The following is a 22,463-nucleotide window of genomic DNA, read 5'->3' as shown; positions in this document are numbered from 1 at the left end:
CATGGCATATGCCTGATTGAAATTGCTAGCCCTTCAAACCACCACTCATACCACGGACGAAGAAGCGCGATACCAGCGTATAGAGCGCAACGGCTGGCAATGAGTAAAGCATGGCGTAGGCTGCCAGTTGACCATAGTTCACCTGCCCATAGCTACCAAAGAACGTATAGATATGCACTGAAGCAGGCAATAACTCTGGACTTTGCAGAATAATCAGCGGAATAAAGAAGTTGGTCCAGGCACCAAGAAAGCTCCATACACCCACTACCGCAAGGCCTGGAGCAACCATTGGCAGCAAAACATACAAGAAAGAGCCCCAGATCGATGCGCCATCAATCCAGGCCGCCTCTTCCAATTCAACCGGGACCGAATCGATAAAATTCTTCATCAACCAGATGCTAAAAGGTAAGCCGCTGGCTACGAAGAAAAGAATACAGCCCTGTAACGTATCAACCAGGTTGAGCGAAACGAACATGGCATACAGCGGCGTCACCAGAGCCAGAATGGGAAGCGCACTTGTAAAGAGGATCATATACATCAACGGCGCTTTAAAGCGAAACTGATAGCGCGAGAGTGGATAAGCCGCCAATCCTGCCAGCAAGCTCACCAGCACCATTGTAGTGATCGCCATAATCGCGCTATTGGCAAATGGCTCAAGCACAAGACCATTCGCAATGATCGTAATGAAGTTTGTCAGCGAGACCTCTTTGGGCCAGGTCACTGCAAGGGTTGCGCTCGTATTTAAGCTGCCAAGGACCGGCCAGGCCAGCGGGATCAGAAAGAAAAGTCCCAGGGCTATTAACAGGACATAGATAGACGTCGAAGCAATAGCACGGCGGACAACCATAAGACACCTCCTCTAAAGAAGCTATAAGTCGACGCGCAGAACACGGATATACAGCAAGGAGAAGATTGCTCCTACCGCGATAATAAGCAACGCTATCGCGCTTCCATAGCCAATCTGATAGAACTGGAATGCTTGCCTGTATTGATAGATCGTCAGTAACTCGGTATTCATATTGCTGCCGCCGGCAGTCAAGACAAAGACAAGCGTGAAATCGGAGAGTGTGGCCAGCGTAATCAGCAAGAGATCAGTCGCAATTGAGCTTTTAATGAGAGGAAGAGTAACATAGCGAAGGCGGTTCCAGATACCCGCGCCATCAATGGCCGCCGCTTCGTACATTTCTTCGGGAATGCCTTCCAGAGCCGAAGCATAGAGTAACATAGAAAAGGCAGTTCCGCGCCATATATTGGCCACAGTTACCATCGCCATCGGATATTCTTGCAACCAGGCATGTTGGGGCAGCCCAAAGGTGCTCATAATGCTGTTTAAGAGGCCTGGCGAGAGCACGCTCTGTGGCCCACCGGCCAGGAAAGCATTCCAGAGAAAGCCTGCCACGACGTCGGGGATAACCCAGGCCACGATAACTATCGCCCCCAATATCGCCTTAAAAGCTCGATTTCGCTTGCGCATCAGCAGGGCCAACAACAGGCCAAGACCAGCCTGGCCAATCAGTGCCGAACCCACCAGATATGTCAGCGAGACCCGAAAGGCGTTGAAGAACTCTCCATCGCTGAAGATGTGGATAAAGTTTTGCAGACCTACCCATTGTACATCTCCTGCCCCCGCACCAGTCAGGGCCATGTTGGTGCAGGAGACATAGATAGCCCAGATGGCTGGTCCTATCATAAATATGGTGATCACCAGGAATGCAGGCGCCATAAAGAAAATGCTGATCCGCATCTGCTTACGACGCTGCCCGTTGTTGGTCGAGGCACTCAAACCAATTGTCCCAACCTGAGTATTCACCTGTTCCATCATACTACTCCTCAATAAACACGATGAAGCACGTTAAGCATCCTTTCTCCCACGTGCTTCATTCGCATCACCATTGATGGTTGTGCGTATTGCCATAATGCAGAAAGCCATTTTCCCTTTTATGACAACACCTCACAACGGCCTAGCGTTTCTCTATATTGTCTGCACCGGCAATGCCCGATACAGCCTGGCCATAGGCTTGCATGGCATCAGCTGAGGATTGGCCCGACATCACATGTTGCATTGCCGAGTCAATCTGCACTGAGATCTTGGGATAGGCCGGGAAGCCGGGCCTGAACTGCGTAAAGCCTACCAGCTCGGTAAAGAAGGCGTTGCCCGGCTGATTCTTGTATGCCGGCACCTCGGTAACGTCCTTACGTGGCGCTGTGTTTCCTGAATCGATCCCATATTGGGCCAGCATATCTTTGCTCATGGCCGTTTTGAGCACTTCAAATGCTGCGTCCTTATTCTTGGACTGGGCTGCGATGGCATAGCCCCAGCCACCAGAGAGGGTGACGTATTTGGAGCCCTGGCCATTTTGGGTGGGCATCTTAGCCATACCCATCGTCTGCTGCCACTGAGGCCACACAGCTGGACCGTTGGGTTCCCAGTTGTGGACGATCCAGGAGCCATCAATGTCGATGCCAACTTTTCCTTGAGGCATCAATTGCTGGGTAATTGTGGTAGCAGCCTGGGTGCTTAGCGCAATATCGTTGGTGGGACCCAGCAGCTTAGAGGGATTGTAGACCTGTTTGACAAAATCGAGGGAGTCCTGGAATCCTTTGCTACTTACTACCCATTTCTTGCTATCGTAGTTGTAGAGGGGATCTTTGGTCCCGTAGAGCAGCATCTCGAAGCCCTGCATCGATGAGGCCTCGTCCATGGGGATACCCGAGTACAGGTTCATGGGGATTACTCCGGGCACCTTCTCTTTAATCGTGTTGGCTGCCGAAAGAATATCGGCCCAGGTGTTGGGCTGCCAGTCGGTGGGCAAACCCGCCTTCTTAAAGATATCCTTGTTGTACCAGACCAGGCGCACATCCGTCCCGTCCATGACCGCGTAGTTGTGGCCATCGAAGGTGGTGATGTTCTGCATGCTGGGGAACCACTGTTGCTTGTATTCGGGCCAGCTGTCAAGGTACTTGTCAAGCGGAGTCAGGTAGCCCGCAGTTACATCCGAACTAATCTGGAAGCTATCCTCCATAACCAGGTCCGGAGCAGTCCTTGACGAACGCATCATCAGGTCGACCTTCGTATAATAGCTGCCTTCATCAGCGACCACAGGCTGTAACTTTACTTTGATGTTGGGATTGGCGGCTTCCACCTTTTGCTTGACCTTCTGCCACAGTTGAGCATCAGGATAAGGAGGAGGGCCAAATTGTTGGTAGACAACGGTAATCGTCTTTGGTCCATTGCCATTATCTGAAGCTGTGGAGCCACCTCCTCCACAGGCTTGAAGTAGCATTCCGAACAGGATCGCTCCCGCGAGAAATGTAAAAAAATTTAACTTCTTAGACGGACTACGCATAGTATTCCTCTTTCGGCAAATAAACAGATGGTAGGTTGATGATCTCCTGCCTGTAACTTGCTGCTTGCCAGAGAAGGTATGACGTATCTTCCCGGTCAGCCTCGACACAAGGCAGAGCAAACATCATCGGTTACTAAATCGGTTACCCTACACCTATTTCTCACCATTTCAGTTAAAAGAGAGTGAGTAATGGGGAGGATACCGGTTTCGTCGAGATTAAGTACTTGACAACGATGTCTATAGTGGGCGCATAACAACCTGTATTGTTAACGAAAGCTGCGTGTGTGGTCTCCTTTTTTCTAGCATTCTTAGCATTTTTGTTCTGGCCGGCAGCTCTTCCTTTAGCATATAACTGATAACAGCTGCTTAACAAACACTTATGATAAATGTTACTGTTACGCTAAGCAGATGTCAAGTAGTCTTGAAATAGACATTATAGTAATCCCTATAAAATATGCTTATACTTTATGGGTGGGTAATGGGTTACCCAAAAATCCTAAATGTAAAAAGGGCATTTTACAATAAGCAAGTTTAGCACGCTATAACTCTATAAAAGATCGCAAAAGGTATTGAAGCACGGTGAGCTATTTTGCGTTTACCGTGCTTCTCTAAGATTAACACCGTTACTGGATTATTAGCACAAAACGAGCCTGGCTTTTTTGCCCACAGGATGGTTCGCCTGCTTAGCCTGACTCGTCAATGCTTTTCAACATTACTAGCTCCAGCGATACCCGTTACGGCCTGGTCATAGGCTTGCATGGCATCAGCTGAGGATTGGCCCGACATCACATGTTGCATTGCCGAGTCAATCTGCACTGAGATCTTGGGATAGGCCGGGAAGCCGGGCCTGAATTGCGTGAATCCCACTAGATCGGTGAAAAAGACATTTCCCGGCTGATTCTTATACTCTGGCACGTCAACTATATCTTTACGCGGGGCAATGTTTGCAGAGCTCACATCGTAACCGCCCAGCAGATCTTTGCTCATAGCAGCCTTCAGCACCTGGAATGCTTCGTCCTTATGCTTCGACTGGGCGCTTATCGAATAGGCCCAGCCACCGGAGAGGGTGACATACTTGGGGTCCTGGCCATTTTGGGTGGGCATCTTGGCCATGCCCATCGTCTGCTGCCACTGGGGCCATTCGGCAGCGCCGCCCTTTACCCAGTTGCTCGGCATCCAGGAGCCGTCGATATCGATTGCCAGCTTGCCCTGCGGAATCAATTGCTGAGCTACGGTATTACCTGCCTGGGTGCTCAGGGTAATATCGTTGGTGGGACCCAGCAGCTTGGAAGGATTGTAGACCTGTTTGACAAAATCGAGGGAGTCCTGGAACCCTTTGCTGCTTACTACCCATTTCTTGCTATCGTAGTTGTAGAGGGGATCTTTGGTGCCATAAAGCAGCATCTCGAAGCCCTGCATCGTCGAGGCCTCGTCCATGGGGATACCCGAGTACAGGTTCATGGGGATTACTCCGGGCACCTTCTCTTTAACCGTGTTGGCCGCTGAGAGGATATCAGCCCAGGTGTTGGGCTGCCAGTCGATGGGCAAACCCGCCTTCTTAAAGATATCCTTGTTGTACCAGATCAAGCGCACATCTGTCCCGTCCATCACGCCATAATTATGGCCATCGAAGGTGGTAATATTCTGCATGCTGGGGAACCACTGTTGCTTGTATTCTGGCCAGCTGTCAAGATATTTGTCCAGCGGGGTCAGATAACCCGCAGTTACATCCGAGCCAACCAGGAAGCTATCCTCGCGTACCAGATCTGGCGCTGTATTGGCCGAACGCATCATCAGATCGATTTTGGTGTAATAGCTGCCTTCATCGGCGACCACAGGCAACAGCTTTAATTTGATGTTGGGATTGGAAGCTTCCACCTGTTGCTTGACCTTCTGCCACCACTCAGCCTCATGATAGGGTGGGGGACCAAATTGTTGAAAGGCGACGGTAAGGGTAATCTGGTTACCACTGGAGTTGTTACCACCAGGGGTAGAGGATGAGCCTCCGCAAGCCTGCAAGAGTAAACCAAGAAGTGTTAAGCAGGCAACGAGGACCGGGAGCTTTGTACTTTTTAGCCGATTACACATGATGCCTCTCTTTCTGGAGGAAATATAGTGTGTTGTCACATGTATATGGACAACAACATCGAGTGCATTAGGCGCACACCCCGCTCGCTCAATATAGGGTCCTCTTTTGGGTAAGGTAGGAAAACGTTGGGGTTCAGTTCAGCCTAGCATCTCTGCAACTTTCCTTTTAACCCAATTTAAGTGCGAGAACGGGGTAAGGAAGATCAGGGCTAATGGACGCAAAAAGCGCACTGATCAATTGAATAATGACACCGTTGTCTTCTCAAGCTAACCAAATCAGGTCTTTAGTAAGTTTGGGCCTACCTCCTTTCGCGGCAGGATTACTACACGGTGCTTTAGCCTTGGTCGCGGTCAGTGCATACATCATACTTTGTATGCAACTCGGCTATAAATATAGTACGTAACATCATAGGCGTTTCGTCGCAACATCTCCGGAGATTGCGACGGTTTTTCACAGAAATAAGTATGAAATTACGACTTATCATTATTCTAAATAAGTTTCCTTCCCCTACCATCAGACGTCGCGACACAAAAGGTGCAAAATTACGACAAGAGACAAGTTCTGCTAAGCAGCGTTTTTCATGGCTCAAGCCAAATTTATGGCTCTGCTAACAAGGAGAGAGGCGACATTTCTCTACTACCCGGCTATTATCAGCTATTTTCCCATACTGCTGAGATGCTAGCAGGAATGGTGCCCACACCTTGAAGAGCTTTTGCCTTGACGATTTTACCGGCCCATCTAGGCCGGCAATTTGCAGCACTGCTGGCGCGAAGAGAGAATTTTCACCAGGAAAAGAGGCTTCTTTATAAAATATAAAGCAAATAAATTGCATATCGCACCAGCTAAAAAAATCGTACTATATGGCGGGATGGCTATCTCAAAGCATGAACAGATTGCCTTACACTTTCCCCAAATATGCTTTAGCTCTCCACGATAATAAGCACGTCGAAACGCCCATCGGTGACCTTTAGCGCATCCTGTGGGTGGTGAGCAGTATAGGCGGGTAAAAGCTGGCAGGAAAAGCGGCCCTGCATCCGATTGATGCCCGTAAGCTGGCCGGGCTGATCGCTAGTAACCACTAGTGTACAAGAGGAAGCGTGTTCAAGGGCAAGATCCCAGGTACCAACATTTTTGCCAAGATCGATTCTGATATCGCCTCCATTTACGCCATTCGTCAACGTATATGTGCCAGGTCCTTCATAGCCATAGAAGGCAATAAAGATTGACTTCTCCCCCTGGGCTAGATCAATCGTGAATTCCTTATGCCCGTGGCGCAATTTTGAAGCAGTGAGGGCACTTTCGATAGTATATGAACCGTTCACGCCACCATTAGCCGTAAAACTGATGGTACTTTTTTCGCTTGTAGTCGTGGTCTTGACTGAAGGGTTTGCGCCTACCGTAGCGCTATTTCCCTGCACGCTGCTCCCAGGGGATACATCCACACGTGCGCCACCACAGGCGGCCAGGGACAAAGAAACAATAGCCACACCTAATAAGAGTAGTAGAGAGCGCCATAGTTGCTGCATATCGTCTGCATCCTCCAGAGCATGCGGTATCTGCGCCATATTCATGTAATGAAAAACCCAGACATCTGATAAGTATGCTGTCAAAAAGACAAGATCTGTCTCACTGTTCCTGCGTCCGATCCACCATGATACTGCCGACTTCTGCGGAGAGGCTTGCAGAAGAGAAGCGTCCGGCGAAGAAGGCACGGCAGGAGGCAGGGAGCCAGAGCAGGCCAATAAGCACCAGTTGGAACACGTCCTCGAAAGGAATGAGCAGCCGGAATATGGGCGAGGAAAAGAACGAGGTGGCACTGGCTATCGTTGCTACGGCCAGGACCACGGTAAGTACCATTCGGCTCCAGCGCGACCCAGTGCGAATCTGGAAGGCGAGCCAGCTATAGAGCAGCACAAACACAGCGTGAAAAAAGCCACCAGCCACCAACGTCACGCGCAGTGCACTGGCAAGGGACTTCGAGTCGAGCGTCGGGTTCGCTTGCCTGATGCTCTCTTTAACGACAGAACTCTCCACCATCATGATTGCTACCACCGCGAGATGCACAACAATCAGGATGACCAAGCCGAGAACAACCAGGTTTATCAGCTTTGGCACAACTCTCTTGGACATCTTCTCTCCCTTTACATCATTTTCCTTTCCAAGCATAACAGCTTGAACGATTGCTGTCCACTCAACCAACCCAGAGACATAAAGGCGCGGCAAACACGTACGAAGACCATTAAACAAGGCTAGTGCTTGACCCAGAGGTTGACCTATAAATTCGTCAAATTCTCTTCATGACGCATATCTCCCCGTTTCGGCGAACTTATTCACCAACCCACATATGCTTGGTCTAATGTCAGAAGCAAACAATAGCAAGATTGCCTGCAGACAAAAAGAGCATGCTATATTCATCAGGCAATCATACAAACCAGTACATAGCCTGCATCTCGCTTAATGCTCAGACTCGTCAGCCTGCGGTTCCAGGGGCTCCATCGGCATGGGACCGAGCCCTTTAGCATAACGAGTCCTATCGTACTCGGAGCGCTCATGCGCCCGCGTAGCAAGCATTTCGTCAACCCAGCGCGCCAGCAGCGTACCGATAACCGCGCCGCCGGCCAGGGCCGCCAGCTTTGCAAGGGTCGTGCCCAGATTACTCAAGTGAAAGTCCTTTCTATGCCAGACATTAGCCTGCGAGAGTATAATATTAAGCATATTTTCTAACAGCTATTTATTGCATACAGGCATATAGATTATACGATATCTCCATCCTGCAAGGGCAGAGAGAGACCGGCTTCATCCTGCACAGACGAAGGATAGTACCCAGAAGGGTCATCTGATTCGCTGAATTAGAGAAATATCCGGCTCATGTGCTAAAATCTGCTACTGAACTAGATAGTAATATTCCAGTAGAAAAGACCTGGCACGTCATTTACAGACGAGGGAGGACGAGGATTATGGACAGGCTGAGACGCCGAATTCAGATTGCGCGCGGGGAGATAAAAGCTGATCTCGTGCTGCGCAACGCAAACATTGTCAATGTATGTAGCGGAGAGTGCTATCTTGCTGACGTTGCCATTGCCGATGGATATGTCGCGGGAGTAAGTACCTCTCGTACCGGGCCCACAGACGGCTATCAAGGACATGAGGAGCGCGACCTCCAGGGGCGCTGGCTCGCGCCCGGACTTATTGATGGCCATATGCACATTGAGAGCACTATGCTTGTCTTACCAGAATTCGCCCGCCTGGTTGTTCCTCGGGGCGTGCTGACGGTCATGCTTGATCCACACGAGTTCGCCAATGTTCTGGGGTTGCAGGGTATTCGCTATGTTCTGGAAGCCGGACGTGGTTTACCGCTTTCGACGTATGTAATGCTCTCTTCATGCGTTCCCGCGTCCTCTTATGAAAGCCCATATTGCCTGCTCACAGCCGAGGATCTGCTGCCACTGCTGGAAGACGAGCGTGTATTGGGACTTGCCGAAATGATGAACATGCCGGGCGTTTTGGCCGGCGATGAGCAAGTCCTGGCCAAGATAGCGGCCACCCGCGCCCATAGCCTTGTCGTAGATGGGCATGCGCCCGGACTTAGCGAGTACGATATCTGCGCCTATGCCAGCGCTGGCGTTATGTCGGATCATGAGTGCACGACATTGGAAGAGGCTCGCCAGCGTATTCGCCTGGGAATGTGGCTGATGATTCGCGAAGGCTCAGCAGCCCACAACCTGGATACACTCCTTCCCTTGATCCAAGAGTTGCATCCACAGCGCGCCTTCTTCGTCACAGACGATCGCGACCCCCAAGATCTCACGACGCGCGGCCATATCGATTCAATGGTGCGGCGGGCCATTGAATGGGGGCTTGATCCCGTTGAAGCCATTAGGCTGGCCTCTTTCAATACTGCCCAATACTTTAGATTAGCCGAGCGCGGAGCAATCGCCCCCGGCTTCATCGCAGATATGGTAGTATTGGACGATTTAGCAACTTTTAAGGTCGCAGCTGTCTATAAAGAGGGACTTGTTGTCGCTGAGCACGGCGAATTAGTGGCAAGCATTCCTTCCAGCGCACCCATTGCCATACACGACACTATCAATATAGGCAATATCTCAGCCGCCGATCTACGTATAGCCGGCAAAGCAGGCCCAATAGAGATCATCGGGATCGAGCCTGGCCAGATCACCACACAGCATCTACAGGAAGAAGCGCCCTTCCTTGATGGCGAAATTATTGCTGATCCAGCGCGGGATCTGCTCAAGCTGATCGTCATCGAGCGACATCACGCCAGCGGACATATTGGGAAAGGGCTAGTGAAAGGCTTTGGTCTAAAAAAAGGTGCATTAGCATCCAGTGTGGCTCATGATGCCCATAATATCGTTATTACTGGGACCAACGATAGCGATATTTTGCGTGCAGCGCAGGCACTTGTAGAGATAGGTGGAGGCTTTGTCTGCGTGGTAGATGGCAAGATCCGGGCCAGCGTACCTTTGCCCATCGCCGGCCTTGTCTCTCCGTTACCAGCCTCGGAACTGGTTCAGCAGTTGCAGACGCTTGATGCAGTCACCGCCGAGCTCGGTTGTACGCTAGACCACCCTTGTATGACGCTTAGCTTTCTTTCGCTTTCGGTAATTCCATCGTTAAAACTTACAGATCAAGGATTAATTGATGTTGAAAAGTTTACTCTTCTTCCTCTACAAAGGTAAAGCCTATGCTACTTAATCTCGTTGAATATCACTGGGCAGAGCACATTGACGACGCGCTTCTCCTGCTGGGGCGTCTTGATATCAAGACCGTCGCCCTTGCTGGTGGCACCTATTTATTGGGCCAGCAAGACGACAGCATTCAAGCAGTAGTGGATCTACGCGATCTGGGGCTTGCCTACGTCACTGAAGACACTCGCTCTCTGCACATTGGGGCGATGACGACCTTGCAGAGTATCGCTGATGAACCTCTTTTGCAAGAGTTTGCTGGTGGAGTGCTTGCACAGACGGCTCTTGCCTCGTCATCCTCGCGCTTAATCCGCAACTGCGCAACCATTGGTGGAACTTTAGGAACCGGAACGGCCTCGCAGGCCGATCTACTGACGGCGCTGGTTGCTCTTGAGGCCGAAGTCGTGGTACGTTCCGGCTCTAAAACGCAAGTCAATCTGAGCGGCGGCACCCTTGAATATCCTGGACTGGCTCTCTCTGGCGTTATTTATAAAGGCAAACACGAGCGCCGTATTTCCTGTGCTACTTTTAATTTAGAGCGGCGTCCAAACGAACTGATTGTAGAAATCATCATTCCCTATAATAAAGCCAACAACGGAGCCTCGTTCGCACGTGTCGGGCGTACGTCTACCGATGCCGCGCTCCTCAACGCAGTTGCCCAGGTAGAGACGCAGGAAGGGGTCTATAAACATGTATGCCTGGCCTTTGGCGGCGTCAACATGGAACCGCGTCGCCTGGCGACGCTAGAACGGTATCTAGAGGGGCAACCTGCCGACAACCAGCATCTCCTTGCCGCCCTGCAAGCAAGCATAGCTGAATTCCATCCACCTACCGATTTTCGCGTGAGCGGCAGTTATCGACGCGTTAGTGGAATTAATCTGGCCTACCATGTGCTGGAAGAGGCAACAAACTTAGCGCAACGGCGTGGTATGGTGCCATCTGGAAAAGGGGTCTAAGCTAGTTATGGAACTCGAACTGCGCATTAATGGCGTGATTACCAATCTGGATGTAGCGCCTAATGAATCGCTTATGAATCTCCTGCGCCGCGAAGGCCATTGCGGGGTGAGGCATGGCTGTGAGTCGGGCGAATGTGGAGCCTGCACGGTCCTTGTCGACGGCACACCGCGCCCCAGTTGTGTTATGCTCGCCGCTCAGGCTGGCGGTTGCACCCTCACAACTATTGAAGGTGTGGGAACGGCGAATCAGCTTCACCAGCTTCAACAGGCCTTCAGCGAGATAGGAGCTGTGCAGTGCGGCTTCTGTACACCGGGCATGCTGCTTTCTGCCTACGCTCTCCTGAAACGGAATCCCGATCCGACAGAGCAAGAAGTACGCGATGCACTCTCTGGCAATCTCTGCCGCTGCACTGGCTATGCCAAGCCTGTACAGGCGGTACTCAGGGCCGCCGCTATGATGCGCCAGGAAGCAGTATCCGATCTTGAATACAATGTTATTAAGCATCCCGCCAACGACGGCAACCGCATCAACAATATCAGTCGCATTACGGCTAAGATGCCGGCTCTTACCAGTGCAGCCCTGCAGGGCGGTGCGCAACCAGAGAACCAGTTGCGCGTCATTGGTAAGCCCATCAAGAACATTGACGCAACGAAACTGGTAACCGGGCAAGCGGCTTTCACCACAGATGTTAGCCTGAAGGGTATGCTCTATGGGCGCGTCCTGACCAGTCCTCACGCCCACGCAGTTATTCGAGACATTGATGTATCTGAAGCCAGGACCGTACCGGGCGTACATGCGGTGCTGACCTATAAAGATGTGCCGCGCATCCCCTATTCAAGCGTGGAGAGAGCCGATAGTGAGATTGGGCCATTTGATCAATACTGCCTTGACTATATCGTGCGCTATGCCGGCGATCGCGTGGCCGCCGTGGCCGCCGAAACGCCCGAGGCGGCCGAAGAAGCCCTGAAACTTATCCAGGTAACCTATGACGTCTTGCCGGCTATTCTCGATCCTCGCCAGGCCCTCGCGCCTAATGCGCCCAAGCTCCATCCGGAGTCGGAATCGCGCGGCATCTATGATCCTCAGCGCAATATCGCCGCCCGCGTACGCGCCGAAGTAGGGGACATAGATCACGGCTTCGCCGAGGCAGAGCTGATAGTCGAAGGCGAGTACTTTGTCCCCCAGGTCCAGCAAGCGCCACTCGAAAATCATAGCGCCGTCACCTATTTTGATGAAAACAACTACCTTGTAGTGCGTACGAACGCGCAGGCTGCTCACCATATACGTCGCACCCTGGCCCGCTTACTCGACATACCGGCCCGCCGCATCCGCATAGACAGGCCAGCGAGCAATAATGCGCCAAATATGAAGCAGGAAATAGTGCTTGAAGATATCTGCGCGCTCTTAACAGCTACGACAAAGCTACCTGTAATGCTAGAATTTTCGCGTGCAGAGGAGTTTCGCAGCAGCCGCTCACGCCAACCATATATTCTGCGCATGAAAACTGGCGTCAAGAAAGATGGCACCCTGGTTGCTAACCAGATGATCCTCCTCACGAGCACGGGCGCCTACGGCACTCATCCACTCATTTCGCAAGAGGGCACGGCGTCTAGAGCGCTCGCGCTCTATCCTTGCCCGCATATGCGCTTCCTTGCCGAGATCTTATATACAAATCAGCAGCCTTCCGCAGCTATGCATGGCTGGGGCATGGCTCAGGAGTTCTTTGCGCTGGAAAGCCAGATGGATGAGGTAGCCAGACAACTTGGGATCGATGCGCTCACCTTGAGGCGCAAAAACTGGCTCAAGGCTGGCGATGAATATCCACTGGCCGGCCTGGCCCATAAAAGCAAAGGCTTATCGCTTGAGCTTGAAAGCAGCAGTTTGAGCGATTGCCTGCGCATCGTCGAAGAGAAGTTGCGCTGGAAGGAGAGGCATGGCAAAGCGATAAGAAATGGACATATCCGCCATGGAGTGGGCATAGCGCTTTCGTTGCATGGCTCACCTGCCACGCCTACAGGCACAAGCGGGGCCATTATTAAGTTAAACGAAGAAGGCTCCTTCGACGTTTTCGCTGGCATAAACTCGGGTGGTGGCGACGCCGATACCCTGCTGGCCCAGATTGCTGCCGAGATCCTTGGCGTCTCTATGGAAAACATCCTTATTCACACCACCACGACAGCTACCTCACCCTTCGAGACTAGCGCCACAGGCACATCAACGTTTTACGCCAATGGAGGTGCTGTGAAGAAGGCCGCCGAGCAAGTTCTCAGGCAAATGCTGACCATAGCCGGTCGTATGCTCAACGCACTACCCGAAGCCTTAAAGCTTGTTGACGGCATCGTCAGTGCGCCCAACGGGCAGAAGGTTTCTATAGCCCAGATCGCTGAGCATGCTTTCAATGTTGAGAATCGTCACATTATGGCCACAGCATCATGGAAGAGCCAATACACACCCATTACCTTTGCCGCGCAGGGAGTAGAAGTCACTGTCGATACCGAGACCGGCCAGGTTCACGTACTCAAAGCTATCACAGCCGTGGATACCGGGCGCGTGCTCAATCCGTTGATCGCCGAGACACAGGTTCAAGGTAGCGTCGCCCTGGCCCTGGGGGCCAGCATCAGTGAGGAGCTCATCTACGATCAGCAGGGCAGCGTATTGACTACAACACTTAGCGATTACCGCATCTTTAATGCTGCCGATATGCCAGAGATGGAAACCTATCTTGTGGAGTCCAATGATCCTTCCGATCTCTTTGGCGCCAAAGTGACAGCTGAAGTTGCGCTAAACGGCATAGCTCCCGCGATTGCTAACGCAGTAGTTGACGCCCTTGGCGTTCGCGTGCGCCAGCTGCCCTTGACGCCCGAGCGCGTATTGCGCAGCATACACGCAGCCAGAAAATAAGAGCAGCATGCATAGACAGGAGCGAAACATCCCGCTTCTGTCTATTCTTTCTGGGGAAATTTTCGCGCTGCCGCGCTGGGTTAAAAGCCCTGGATAAGGGAGCGGCAGTAAAGACATATCCTTAACGCCATATAACCACATGAGGCTCCCTAGACACATGCCATCCACGCTTCGAACGCTGTAAGCTCTCATCCTTACGCGCTCCACTTATCCAGTACCAATACTATAACCAGGATCGTTTGCCACTACTAGTGATAATCGTCCCGGATGAAGCTGTCTAAAGGTCCCTACTTCGGCATATCAACCAGGAATAAGTGCTCAACGCATCAGGTAGTGGCTGGCTGCTCCTGCATCTTGACATTTTTACGTGCCCGCCGGCGCAATAAGCGCTGCATGCCCTTATCTAGCTTCACTTTCTTGCGTAAGCGTAGAAGGAGAATAGCGAAAAGGAACACAGCCTCAACTGTAGCAGCGATAGAAATCGCTAGCGGAATTGACATTATCACGTAGGGAGTAGCCATGCTATGCACAAGCCAGGCTATTAAGCCATAGCGAGCCGCTATAGAGAATATGCCTGTCAGGAGAGGAGTTGTAGCATCTTGCAACGCGTAGTAAGCCCGCCCCAACAGCTCTACCATAACCAGACCGGGCAAACCAACCAGGTAAGCAATCATAGCCAGATTCGTTAAGGCGGAGGAATGGCTGTTAAAAGCTCCATGCTGAAAGAGAATATGAATAAGCGGGCGCCCGACAAAATCCAGGATCAGGACCGCTGGGATAGTTAAGAGGAGAGAAACGCCCATTACTTTAAAAGCAGTTTGCCGCATACGCACATACTGCCCAGAGCTGGCCTGGGCCGAAATACTTGGTAAGAGCGCCTGGCCGATAGCTTGCGACATCAGGGCCAGCGGTAAACCGCGTAGCATCTGGGCATTGCGCAGAGCCGAAAGGCTTGCATGATCGGGCAAATACGAAGCAAAGGCTGTCTCTATATTTACGCCAACATAGCCAATCGCCACGGCAATAGAGCTAGGGATTAGCAGATACAAAATCTGGCGTAAGCCAGGATGCCGTATATCCCACACAAACGAATAGCGCGCTCCCTGTTTGGCGACTCCAGGTATCTGGACGCCCACCTGCATACAGGCAGCCACTAAGATACCGCAGGTAGGACCATAAATGCCCACTCCCGGCACAAGCAGAGCCACAAGCAAGCCCAGGATCACCCCAATATCATAAATAGCAATGGCCAGCGCAGGCAACAAAAACTGTCGCTTGCTATTCAAGATTGAAGTTGCCACTGTACCCAGACCCAGAATAAGCGGCTGCAACAACAGTATGCGCGTTAGCCTCGTTGTCAGCTCCTGCTCGGCAGGTGTATAGCCAGGCACAAGGATGTGGCTTACATAAGCTGGTGCCAGAAACTCGCCAGCGAGAACAAGGATAGTCATCGCCAGGAGAATCACATTGAAGATCAGGCTTGTCAGGCGCCAGGTCTCCGCAGCTCCTTTATTATTCTGGTAGGAGAGAAAAACTGGAATGAAGGCGTGGGTAAGCGTGCCACCACAAATAAGATAATACAGCATATCAGGCAACTGTGCGGCGGCATAATAAGCATTAGCCTGTGGCCCTGTACCAAAGAGCGCATTAAAAATTACCTGACGAATGACGCCTAGTCCATGTGAGGTAATAATCGCCACCATGAGCAGAAAGGCGGCCTCAGTGATACTGAAACGCCGTTGTGTGAAGCCAGCGCCAAGGCGAAAGTTGGTGAGATTAAAACGGAAAGTTCTTCCGCCTCTCGTTTTATAGAGAGCCAGAAGCCTTTTCTTGAGATTGGCAGAGGTTGATTTAACTGTGCGAGCGCGTACCGCATCAGTAGCGACATTCAGCGCCGGTAGTGTATCTCTTGAATGCTGCGGTTCGTGTGAAATACACGCACCTCCAATCAACTTAGCACGCTATAGTATAGATCACCTTTGCCATTATAGCAGCCTGTATCAGCACTGACCAGCATATATTATAAAAGTACTGTTTCCCCCTGTCCCTATTTCCAGTCTTCCGGAAAGCGTGTCCTCGCGCATATGATGCCAGAAAGGGATCAAACAGGCAAAACTATATAGTAGATCATAGCTTTTATATCTTCTAATGCTTCAATATTGCGGTAAAGATGTAGCCAACAAACTAGCCTTTTTGCGCTATCCTCTGCACATATGCTAGCCAGCGCAGATAATCTCATATACAGTTACACTTGTATCACAACATAACCACCTGCTTAGGTACACAAGCGAGGATAACTTATGTCATCGTCTCCAGATCGTCGCGCCACTAACGCGCTATTACATGAGGACCAGCCTACCCTACCTATGCCCGCGCTGCCTTCCCGGCCCTCTATCCAAGCTCCACAGACGCCAGAAAAAGCAACCGATCAGTTTACCGTTGAATATCTCAATGGCAAAGTCCCTGGCAGCACGCCGCAGTCTACAACAAACCTGCTTCCAGCGCCAACTTTTTTCATCACCGGCCAGCTTCCACCTCAAATTTCTGCCATCACCGGCCAACTTCCACCTGAAGCGCCAAGGATTACCAGGCCACTTACCACCCGCGGTCTCAACACCACGACCACTCTACCCACGCTTATACCAGCTACCGAAAAGCGCCCACGCACAACACCGCCCAAAGGACCGCGACGACGACACCCAATTGTCCATATCATTGTTGCTATCTGCAGTATCGTTATGCTCATTCTGACAGCTATTTTCGTGACCCCGCTAGCAACGGGGCAACAGCAAGACTTTCCTTCGATTACCAATATTTTCTCAACGGGCGCCTCCGGCACCTTTAATCCTTCACAACATCTGGCCCCACCGACGCCAACGCCTGCCCTGCTCACCAATGAGGGTTATTGTGGAGGTACCGATATATGGGGCACCTGCGCTACAGCCGTAACCGCAAGTGGAGTCATGGGAACCGGTCAATTTGTACATCCTGTCGCCGGCGCCACTATTACCCAGCCTTTTGCCCATCCCGAATTTCAGACATGGTGCTCCTGTATCAAGCCCCATTCAGGCATCGATCTCGCCGCACCATATGGCAGCCCTATCTTAGCCGCAGATAGCGGGCAAGTTATCTGGACAGGTTGGGACTGGTCGGGTCTGGGGTGGGCCGTAAAGATTAACCATGGGCACTACATCGCCACTATTTATGGACATCTCGCACGCTTTATCGTTAAGGTTGGACAGAATGTCACCAAAGGGCAAGTCATTGCCTACGAAGGAAGCACCGGCGCCTCTACAGGCCCGCACGTGCATTTTATGGTTCTCGTAAATAACATCTGGGTTGATCCTACAACATATGTCGCCCTACCTTGAAGCAGCTCACAAGCAGAATTAAGAGCAACAAAAAAGGCTGGCTCACATGAGCCAGCCTTCGTGCGTCCTACGTGGATATTAAGCCTGAACGTTATACTTGGACGGCTGACCTGAACGGCGACGACTGATAGAACCGCCCTTGCGGCCTGCAGCCTGAGCTTCTTCGCTTGTCCACTTGTGGGCAGTGCCAAGAGCATGAGCAGCCTTACCGCCCTTGCTAGCAATCTCTCTCTTCTTCTCGGGGCTCATAGATGCGAAACCTCGACCACGTCCTTTTTGCGTTTGCATTGCTCTTTCTCCTCCTGAAAACTTTCAGACTCTGTACCCCTAACGTCTTCAAACGTCAGGATCAAGAAGTAGTTCTTACCTCTGACTCTACTCTATGACGACAGTTTTGCAGTATCCCTCCTGGTAGAGCCAATAAATTAATCCATCTACACTATACACACGGCTCATCCAGTCGTTTGGATACATTGATTGCCTGGATATTTAAGATATCTGCAGGTCCCTGTGTCGTTCTAACTACCCCGGCTTCCGCCTAACATACCGAAGATGGCGGTAGCTATTCTGCCGTGTGCTCTCTACTGGAGAGAAACCGCTAACCATCGCTGAGCAGATCACTTCTACCCGACTACAAATTTTTGCTTCTTGCTTCTTCACCAACCCCGCCTGCGGAGATCTTCCCTTCTTCTCTTGAAGAGAAAAATGCAGGCACTCCTTCTTCCCTTGACAGGAGAGCATTTTTATCTTGACGTTGGTGATCACTGACATGTAAAGCATAACAGCTTGTATATACTTTGGACAAGTCATCCATAAAAAGTTTCAGCTTTCTCTAAGGTAGCCTCAACTGTTTCTAAGGAAATGCTGAGGTAAAAACGGGGAACAAGCTCAGATCAGGCTTGGATAGCGGGAAGGACTCATCAAGTTTTAAGCACAGGAGGAATTGCCTTATCGGGATATACACAAAGACTACCCCCATAAGTACTAGAAGAAATGCAGTCTGGTTTAATGAGAAGTTCGGGTCAATTGCTTAATCAGTGCGAGCATATCATCTACAGAGAAAGGTTTCTCCAGTAGAGAAACACCTAAATTTTGTAGTTCTCCAAGCTCGCTAAAAGTTGCGGCTGTTGTTAACACAATAGGTAGGGGGCGAGACGAGGATTGTTACGAATATACTGTATTACCTCAATCCCAGAAATAGAGCCAGTCAAACGCCAATCGATGATCATCAAGTCTATAGGGATAGGAACCGGTTCTACTACAGTCACTTGCATTTCTGTAAGGCATTCCTCAGCATTTGCATAGTTCGTGACTGCGTAGCCTTCATCCTGCAGTACAAGGAGGAGCATTTCTTGGATAGCTACATCATCTTCAAGCAGGCCTACTCGCATATCTCTTCCCTTTACCTGATAAAATATTAAATTAAGTACACACGCACACTATAACAAACTGTATTGTATTTCGCAATAGAGGAAGCTGTTTCCACACGACGGTCAGTACTTTTCTAGATGTTATATATGCCGATTACTCCTTATCCTGGTCTTCTGCAGGCAAAGTAAACGTTACGCTGGTGCCCTGACCCTCGCTGCTCTCAAGTGAGATCTGCCCCTGCATGGCCTCGACAAGCTTACGCGAAATATACAGTCCTACGCCCACGCCCGTTACCTGCCCAGCGTGGGGTTGGTTGAGCCGCGTGAACGGACGAAAGAGCGAACCCTGCAGATGAGCTGGAATACCAATCCCCTGATCACGTACCGTTATATATGCCATTTGCAAAATCCTGGCCGTCTGAGCTCTATTTATGCTTTTATGATTAGCATCTATAGTTGCATATATTCTTTTAGAACTTCTATAATCCTTCGTCAAAGGTAGCCTTGCAACACATGTATAGGCAAGTATTTCTATTAATCCACCTTCCGGCGAGTACTTCACAGCATTCTCTACAAGGTTGGTAAGCACCTGTTGTACGCGGTCGGGATCAGCCCAGGCATAGGGCAGGGCCGAATCTATATTGCAACGTATATGGTAGCGACCGGGCTGCTGTTGTTCCAGGCGGTATTGCATAAGTTGCGCAACATAGCGACATATCTGAGCAAGATCTACGCGCGTGCAACGCAGAGCCAGGCGACCGGCTTGCAGGCGCGAAACATCAAGTAGATCGCCAACCAGCACTTCCAGGTGTTTTACCTGGGCCATAATAATATCGAGATAGTGTTGCTGACGCGCCGCAGTTATCCGCATCCCCCCTCCCTGATCCTGCAAATCTGCGACGCTATAGGCCTGCAATAAACCGGCATAGCCTTTGATAGCCGTCAGCGGTACCCGCAATTCATGACTTACCAGCGAGATAAATTCGCTCTGCTCGCGCACATCGGTGACTATATCGCTTTCAACATCCTCGCGAGCCGAAGGAATACAGGCATCACCCAGGATGCTCTCCACATGCTGAGCGACAATTGGTAAATATTGCTCCAGCAAAAGGTGCTCTCCTTCCCCAAAGGCATAGGGCTGGGTATTGATACAAATGAGAAACCCAAGGATTCCTGCCGGCCTTTCCAGAGGTGCAATCGCCAGGCTACCAATCGCTTTCTCTATAAATTCATCGCGGTAGCCCACACAGCGCCCACTTTGCAAGGCGATGTCGCACAATGCCCATATACGCTCATTCTCAAGCAAAGCATGCTCTGTCAGCGCATCCGAGTAGATCATCGGACAATGGCAGGTTAAGAAAAAGAGAGACAAAAGAGGATGACGCAAGGCTACTTCAGGACAATTTAAGACGAGGCTTACCCCGCTGCACTCTAAAAGATGATGAATGCGGCTAGTCAGTTCATGTAAGCGTAATTGAGCCGACATCCCATACCTCCAGCTTATAACCCACGCACAATTTCCTTTTTAGTATACGTATCTAACCAACAAGCGAGCGTGATTACTCGGGCTGCATCATGGCTTTGCCAGCATACAGGCCTTTAGGGCCTTACTATACGCATCTCTACAATCTGGCAGAACCGCGTATACAAAAAGTGCGCACCCTTGACCAGCATAGCCGAGAACGGTACAATGAGGCTATATTCTCGGCGTTTTGTTCAACATAAAAGCCCGCCTGGCACGAGTTTAGCCACCAACTTGATTTACCTTAAATTTTTTTAAAGAATAGAGAGTGCATATGTCTGATATAGGACCAGGACCAAATGAGCTCCCCCAAGCCGCAGATGTTGAAGCCACTCAGTCCGGCTCTATCGGTATCACTGAAAAGTCCAGCGGTCTGGAACCAACTTCCCCGGCTGCGCCAACTACTCCTATCGAGGCCAGGCTTTCATCCCAGGTAAGAGAGCGACCTGGCGCTCTGGAGCATCTCGCTGCACGCCGTCCTGTACCAGAACTTGACCCCGATAAGCCAGAGATTAAAGAACGTTTGAACACGCTGCGCATCGAAGTGACGCGCCTGCTCACTGATCTGCGTTGGAAAGGCGCCACAGTTCGTGATACGGCAGAGCAGATCATCCCGCTACTCAACATCGGTTCTGTCCAACAGTGGAAAAATATTCTCATTCCTTATCTCTTCGAGGTAGATAGAGCCGGTAACCTTATTCCCGTCTGGCTACAAATTATCGAGCGAGGAGATCCAGAGGATCTTCCGTCCGACAGCAATCCAGCCGAGACGCCAGAGGGACGGGCCAGGCGCTTCGCCATCTTGATGCTTGGCAATTATAAAGTTGTGGAGACTGCGCCACGGGATACAAATATGGGCTTTCCTCCACGCCGAACTGAGCCAAGCCAAACAAAGGTAGCGGAACTCCCTAAAATTCTTGAGAAGCTGGCCCTGGACCCAAACAGTTCGCTTTACGCCACGCAGTCATTGAGCAAACAGGGTACCGCAGCAGCCTTAGAAGCTCTGGTCCATGCCCTACAAAAAGCCGAGGGCTGGGCCAAAGTCGATGTAGTCGAGGCCTGCCTCTCGCTTAACCTTGCACATTTGCATGATCTGTTAATAGCCAATGGGCTCGAACATGTAGGCGGCCTTGAAAGCTATATTGCCATTCCAATCTATCAAGCTATTTCCCTTGAAAAATACTTGCGCGACAAGAATGGAAATCCGCAAATGAGCAAGCAAGCTGCGCTTATTTTTGCCCAGGTACTACAAGAGAGCATGCGGCCCCCACTCAACGAGGAGAGTTCTCTGCCTGTCGCTTTCGAGCAAAACTTACCAGCTCTAGCTACTGCCCTTTTCGAAGGGGCGCGCACTAATCCCACCTGGCAAAATATCCTGGCCGTGCATAAATTTGCCTTGCTGCAGGGTCGCTACTGGACAAGTATCTCAAAAGGTGAGCTGAAAGATAGGCGCATCCAGGAGACAGTGTACCGCTGTCTGGTAATGATGAATGAAATTGAGCGCTGGATGGCCGGCCCAGGACGTGATGTACTGCTAGAGACGCTCAAAGGGCGAGATAGTGCGGCCCAGATCCCCGTGCTTAAAATTCTTAGCGATCTGCGCGAGCCTCGGGCAATCTCCTTCCTGCTGACCACGCTGGAAGAGGCCACAAAACTTGCCGATCGCCAACAGGCCTTGCTTCTAAGTTCCATCTGTGATGCCCTAGCCCATCTTGGCGATCGGCGCGCCACTGCCGTTATGCTCCAACTCGTGCAGCGCGTCATCGATAGGGAACGGCGCAGCAGCTTGCCCAAGCAAAGCGACAATTTACCTAATGGAGACCCTGATATTCCTGGTAGCATCGTTTATGGCGCGGTGATCCGTGCCTGCGGCATTCTGGTTGATACGACAGCCTTAGAAACAGTGCAGCAGGCCGCTAATGATTTCGATCCCTACGTGCGAACGCAGGCGCTGGAAGCGCTTAAACGCCTGGATTCGACAGGCGAAAGTATGCATAGTCACCAGATCGTACGCGCAGCCCTTGATGATCCGCGCAACGCGGTAGTACAGCTTGCCTGTCAGTTAATCTCGCAATATCGCGATCTTGACGCTGTACCCGCCCTACGCAATCTCATCGCCACGCGACCGCTGCTTGCCGCCAACGCATACGATGCTTTGCGCCAGCTAGGCCAATAACCCCCCGGGCTATCCTTCCCCTATCTT

At 51.1% G+C, this 22,463-nt stretch carries 16 protein-coding genes; 5 read left to right on the top strand and 11 right to left on the bottom strand.

Translation table 11 applies throughout. The annotated features are described in order from the left end of the window. Positions 1-25: 25 nt before the first annotated feature. The 7 genes from EPA93_RS39835 to EPA93_RS39805 all read right to left on the bottom strand — a co-directional run bounded on the left by EPA93_RS39835 (position 26) and on the right by EPA93_RS39805 (position 8,097). Positions 26-847: a carbohydrate ABC transporter permease gene (locus EPA93_RS39835; RefSeq protein ID WP_129892861.1), complete on the bottom strand. Its 822-nt coding sequence runs from the start codon at positions 845-847 to the stop codon at positions 26-28. A 21-nt stretch (positions 848-868) separates the two neighbouring features. After that, positions 869-1,822 carry a carbohydrate ABC transporter permease gene (locus EPA93_RS39830; protein WP_129892860.1) on the bottom strand — a complete coding sequence of 318 codons (954 nt, stop codon included), beginning with the start codon at positions 1,820-1,822 and terminating at the stop codon, positions 869-871. A gap of 139 nt (positions 1,823-1,961) precedes the next feature. Then, the gene (locus EPA93_RS39825; RefSeq protein WP_129892859.1) at positions 1,962-3,347 is read right to left on the bottom strand and encodes an extracellular solute-binding protein; all 1,386 of its coding nucleotides are present in this window, start codon (positions 3,345-3,347) and stop codon (positions 1,962-1,964) included. Positions 3,348-4,043: 696 nt separating this feature from the next. Continuing rightward, positions 4,044-5,435 (bottom strand): extracellular solute-binding protein, encoded by a 1,392-nt coding sequence (locus tag EPA93_RS39820; RefSeq protein WP_129892858.1) that lies wholly within the window; start codon positions 5,433-5,435, stop codon positions 4,044-4,046. 921 nt (positions 5,436-6,356) lie between these two features. Beyond that, the gene (locus tag EPA93_RS39815; protein ID WP_129892857.1) at positions 6,357-6,962 is read right to left on the bottom strand and encodes a hypothetical protein; all 606 of its coding nucleotides are present in this window, start codon (positions 6,960-6,962) and stop codon (positions 6,357-6,359) included. A gap of 100 nt (positions 6,963-7,062) precedes the next feature. Continuing rightward, positions 7,063-7,566: a hypothetical protein gene (locus EPA93_RS39810; RefSeq protein WP_129892856.1), complete on the bottom strand. Its 504-nt coding sequence runs from the start codon at positions 7,564-7,566 to the stop codon at positions 7,063-7,065. Between the two features lie 324 nt (positions 7,567-7,890). After that, positions 7,891-8,097, bottom strand: coding sequence for a hypothetical protein (locus EPA93_RS39805; RefSeq protein ID WP_129892855.1), 207 nt, complete (start codon positions 8,095-8,097; stop codon positions 7,891-7,893). A gap of 296 nt (positions 8,098-8,393) precedes the next feature. On the opposite strand from EPA93_RS39805, the gene ade reads away from it, so the two are divergent. The 3 genes from ade to EPA93_RS39790 are packed head-to-tail and all read left to right on the top strand — an operon-like array spanning position 8,394 to position 13,997. Next, the gene (ade, locus tag EPA93_RS39800) at positions 8,394-10,133 is read left to right on the top strand and encodes an adenine deaminase (protein ID WP_129892854.1); all 1,740 of its coding nucleotides are present in this window, start codon (positions 8,394-8,396) and stop codon (positions 10,131-10,133) included. A gap of 5 nt (positions 10,134-10,138) precedes the next feature. Further along, on the top strand, positions 10,139-11,095 hold the full coding sequence (locus tag EPA93_RS39795; protein WP_129892853.1) for an FAD binding domain-containing protein: 957 nt from the start codon (positions 10,139-10,141) through the stop codon (positions 11,093-11,095). Positions 11,096-11,102: 7 nt separating this feature from the next. Next, a complete protein-coding gene (locus EPA93_RS39790; RefSeq protein ID WP_129892852.1) occupies positions 11,103-13,997 on the top strand; it encodes a molybdopterin-dependent oxidoreductase in 2,895 nt (964 codons plus the stop codon). Between the two features lie 326 nt (positions 13,998-14,323). Here EPA93_RS39790 and murJ read toward each other — a convergent pair whose 3' ends face one another. Further along, positions 14,324-15,949: a murein biosynthesis integral membrane protein MurJ gene (gene murJ, locus EPA93_RS39785; RefSeq protein ID WP_129892851.1), complete on the bottom strand. Its 1,626-nt coding sequence runs from the start codon at positions 15,947-15,949 to the stop codon at positions 14,324-14,326. 348 nt (positions 15,950-16,297) lie between these two features. On the opposite strand from murJ, the gene EPA93_RS39780 reads away from it, so the two are divergent. After that, positions 16,298-17,368 (top strand): M23 family metallopeptidase, encoded by a 1,071-nt coding sequence (locus EPA93_RS39780; protein ID WP_129892850.1) that lies wholly within the window; start codon positions 16,298-16,300, stop codon positions 17,366-17,368. A gap of 78 nt (positions 17,369-17,446) precedes the next feature. Here EPA93_RS39780 and EPA93_RS39775 read toward each other — a convergent pair whose 3' ends face one another. From EPA93_RS39775 to EPA93_RS39765, 3 genes are all read right to left on the bottom strand, one after another. Then, positions 17,447-17,656 (bottom strand): KGG domain-containing protein, encoded by a 210-nt coding sequence (locus EPA93_RS39775; RefSeq protein ID WP_129892849.1) that lies wholly within the window; start codon positions 17,654-17,656, stop codon positions 17,447-17,449. A gap of 842 nt (positions 17,657-18,498) precedes the next feature. Continuing rightward, on the bottom strand, positions 18,499-18,759 hold the full coding sequence (locus tag EPA93_RS39770) for a response regulator (protein WP_129892848.1): 261 nt from the start codon (positions 18,757-18,759) through the stop codon (positions 18,499-18,501). 133 nt (positions 18,760-18,892) lie between these two features. After that, entirely contained in the window at positions 18,893-20,224 is a 1,332-nt protein-coding gene (locus tag EPA93_RS39765; protein WP_129892847.1) for a sensor histidine kinase, read from the bottom strand. 310 nt (positions 20,225-20,534) lie between these two features. Between EPA93_RS39765 and EPA93_RS39760 the strand changes: the two genes are divergently transcribed. Beyond that, positions 20,535-22,436, top strand: a complete 1,902-nt coding sequence (locus EPA93_RS39760; RefSeq protein ID WP_129892846.1) for a HEAT repeat domain-containing protein — start codon at positions 20,535-20,537, stop codon at positions 22,434-22,436. Positions 22,437-22,463 lie beyond the last annotated feature (27 nt).

This window comes from Ktedonosporobacter rubrisoli, assembly GCF_004208415.1.
GTDB classification, from domain to species: Bacteria; Chloroflexota; Ktedonobacteria; order Ktedonobacterales; family Ktedonobacteraceae; genus Ktedonosporobacter; species Ktedonosporobacter rubrisoli.
The sequence above is the reverse complement of the archived record's forward strand: the minus strand, read 5'-3'. Positions and strand labels throughout refer to the sequence as shown.